The following is a 3,186-nucleotide window of genomic DNA, read 5'->3' on the forward strand; positions in this document are numbered from 1 at the left end:
CGCCAATGGATGGCTATCAGAATATTATTGATCTGGCTTATGGAGGCCAGAATGGGGTATTACCAATTGGCAATACCTGGGATGGTGAAAATGGAGCCAGGTCTTATTATATAGCGATACGTCATTGTAATATTTTTCTGGAAAACATTGTTAAGGTTCCTGATATACAGACTTCTGAAAGGAACAAATGGATTGCAGAAGTGAAGTTTCTGAAAGCCTATTATCATTTCAGTTTATTAAAGATGTACGGACCTATTCCGGTAATCCGTAAAAACCTGCCAATATCTGCCTCCGTAGAAGAGGTAAGGGTAAAACGTGAACCTGTGGATTCTGTTGTGAACTATGTTGTACAAACTTTGGATGAAGCGATTCCAGATCTGCCTCTTGAGATTTCTAATCAGGCGAAGGAGCTTGGAAGGGTTACAAAACCTATTGCCTTAGCTATAAAAGCCCAAACACTGGTATTGGCCGCGAGCCCACTATTTAATGGAAATTCTGACTACGCAAATTTCAAAAACAAAGATGGACAAGCCTTGCTAAATCCTACAGTTGACAATATAAAATGGAAAAAAGCCGCCGATGCGTGTAAAGCTGCAATTGATGCCTGTCATGAGGCTTCGAATGCAATTCATTATTTTGAGAAGCCCTTTAACATGGGGGCAATAAGTGATGCCACAACCTATTGCATGAACGTAAGGTCTACAATAACAGAAGAGTGGAACAATGAAACAATCTGGGGGTTTTCCAATTCTAAGGGGAGCACAGGAAATCTTCAAAATATGTGCACTCCACGAAATGATGTGCAGCAGACTTCAGGTGCGCTTCTTGCAGCATCTATAAATGCAGCTGAAATGTTCTATACACGAAATGGAGTGCCTATCGATGAAGATAAGAACTGGGATTATGCAGGTAGGTTTACCAAATTGAAAACAATTCCTCAATCTGAAAGCAGTTTGCTGAATCCGAATTATATTACTGCAAGTTTTAATATGGATAGGGAATATCGTTTTTATGCCGACCTGGCTTTTGACAGATCTTCGTTATTTGGTTTTGGGCGCACCGATGAAACCAATTTATTGTACATCAATACCATTTGGGGACAAAGTAATTCTACCGGTACTAATAGCCGATTTTCTTGTACGGGTTATTGGCCAAAAAAATTGATTAACTATAAGAATAGCGGTAGCAGTGGTAATTACAACATTGTTTCTTATGTGTGGCCTGCCATCCGCTTAGCTAGTTTATATCTTTTATATGCAGAGGCACTTAATGAGGCAGAAGGTCCTTCAGTTGAGGCTTATAAGTATATAGATTTGGTGCGCTTAAGAGCAGGCTTAAAAGGTGTCATTGAATCCTGGGCAACTTATGCGAAAAATCCTTCAAAACCAAGTACAAAAGAAGGCTTCAGGTCAATTGTTCATCAGGAAACGATGATAGAATTGATGTTTGAAGGCGAGAACTATTGGAATGTAAGAAGATGGAAAAATTTGGATATTATGAATAGACCTATAAAAGGTTGGGACGTATTTCAAACTACTACAGAGAATTTTTATAGGCTTAAGACCATTTTCACTCCTAATTATAGCTATAGAGACTTTCTATTTCCTATAAAGGAATACGACTTGTCAGTAAATCCTAACCTTGTTCAAAACCCTAAATGGTAAAATATAATTTCAAATGATTATGAAAAAGATTAATATTTTTTTAATGGTCTTATTTCTTGCAGGATTTATTTTTTCCTGCAAGAATGAAGTGTTAGATCATGCTCCCTTGTTTGGCGACAAAACAAAACCTTCGCCTGTAACCAATATAAAAGTAACTAATGTTGAAGGAGGGGCTATTATCACTTATGATGTTCATGCCGATCCCTCTATACTGTATGTACAAGCAGATTATTCGGTAAACGATAAAGTTAGCAGACAGGCAAAATCTTCGTATTATTCTGATACCATCACGGTAAGTGGTTTTGCTAAAGCCGGTGCTTATAAGGTAGTATTACATGCCATAAGCAGGAGTGAAATAAAATCAGATCCTGTTGAGGTTACCGTTAATCCACTTACGCCAAACTACCTTACTGTAGGTGCCTCATTAAAACTATTTGCAGATTTCGGAGGTGTAAATGTGAGCTATTTAAATCCTAGTGAGAGTGAGTTGGGCGTCGTCGTTATTGTGGACTCCCTTGACGGTTTTGAGTATCTGGATACAAAATACATGAAAGAGCCTGAAGGTAATTTTTCGGTGAGGGGGCTTCCAACAAAAGAGAGAACTTTTGGTGCCTATGTGAGAGATAGATGGGGGAATGTGTCGGATACAGTATACTCAAAATTATCTCCTTTGAGGGAAGTTGAATTAGACAGATCAAAAATATCCGGGTTATACTTACCTGGAGATATGACTGGATGTTGCGGCTCGTCTTTGAGTGTTCCGTTATCTAATAATGGAGCTTCTGATTGGGCCCTTTATGGAATTACCCTCCCTGATACAAAAGTCCCGTCACGTATAACATATGATTTAGGTAGAACTGTTAAAATGAGCAGGTTTAGGTTGTGGTTTAGGGTAAATGGTATTGCAGAATTTGCGAATGGTACTCCAAAAACCTTTAAATTATATGGTAGTAACAATCCGAATCCGGATGGAAGCTTAGATGCTACCTGGATGCAATTGGGAGGTCTTTATGAATTGAAAAAACCCTCAGGATTACCATATGGCAAAAGAAATGCTGAAGATGATGCTGCCAAGCAGGAGGGATTTGAATTTACCTTGCCATTGCCAGCGCAGCCTATCAGATATTGGAGATTTGTAATGGTATCAAATTATTCACAGAGTCTTGGAATGGAGATTTCATGCTTAAAGTTCTGGGGTGATCCTCAATAATCTTAAATAACCGTTTCAACAAAAATATGATTATGAAAAATAAAATATATTTTCTTATAGTGTGCATCGGGATAATTACCTCTTGCACCAAAATGGATAATACCTACAAACCATACCTGGCAGAGGGAGAAAAATATTACCCCGGAAAGCCGAGTGGGATAGAACTCCATTCCGGAAGAAACAGAATTGAAGTACAATTTCAACAAAGCCTGGATCCAAATATTGCTAAGTATGTAATTTACTGGAACGATAGAGCTGATTCTGTAATTACATTGCCTACAGCTGAATTGGGTATTCTTAAAACCATTATCC

At 38.3% G+C, this 3,186-nt stretch carries 3 protein-coding genes; all 3 read left to right on the forward strand.

From position 1 onward, the window contains the following. Positions 1-1,664, forward strand: a 1,664-nt coding sequence (locus tag AC1DG9_RS25465) for a RagB/SusD family nutrient uptake outer membrane protein (RefSeq protein ID WP_477635504.1), incomplete at its 5' end; no start/stop codon positions are given. Between the two features lie 19 nt (positions 1,665-1,683). Further along, positions 1,684-2,874 (forward strand): DUF4959 domain-containing protein, encoded by a 1,191-nt coding sequence (locus AC1DG9_RS25470; protein WP_337716710.1) that lies wholly within the window; start codon positions 1,684-1,686, stop codon positions 2,872-2,874. A gap of 32 nt (positions 2,875-2,906) precedes the next feature. Next, positions 2,907-3,186: DUF4998 domain-containing protein (locus AC1DG9_RS25475; RefSeq protein ID WP_477635505.1), on the forward strand; the 280-nt coding region annotated here is incomplete at its 3' end.

The sequence above is a fragment of the Pedobacter sp. 05L430 genome, assembly GCF_056397585.1.

What these genes read in the sequence shown, in the direction of transcription:
- AC1DG9_RS25470 (WP_337716710.1), top strand. Translation starts at nt 1,684, where the DNA reads ATGAAAAAGATTAATATTTTTTTAATGGTCTTATTTCTTGCAGGATTT.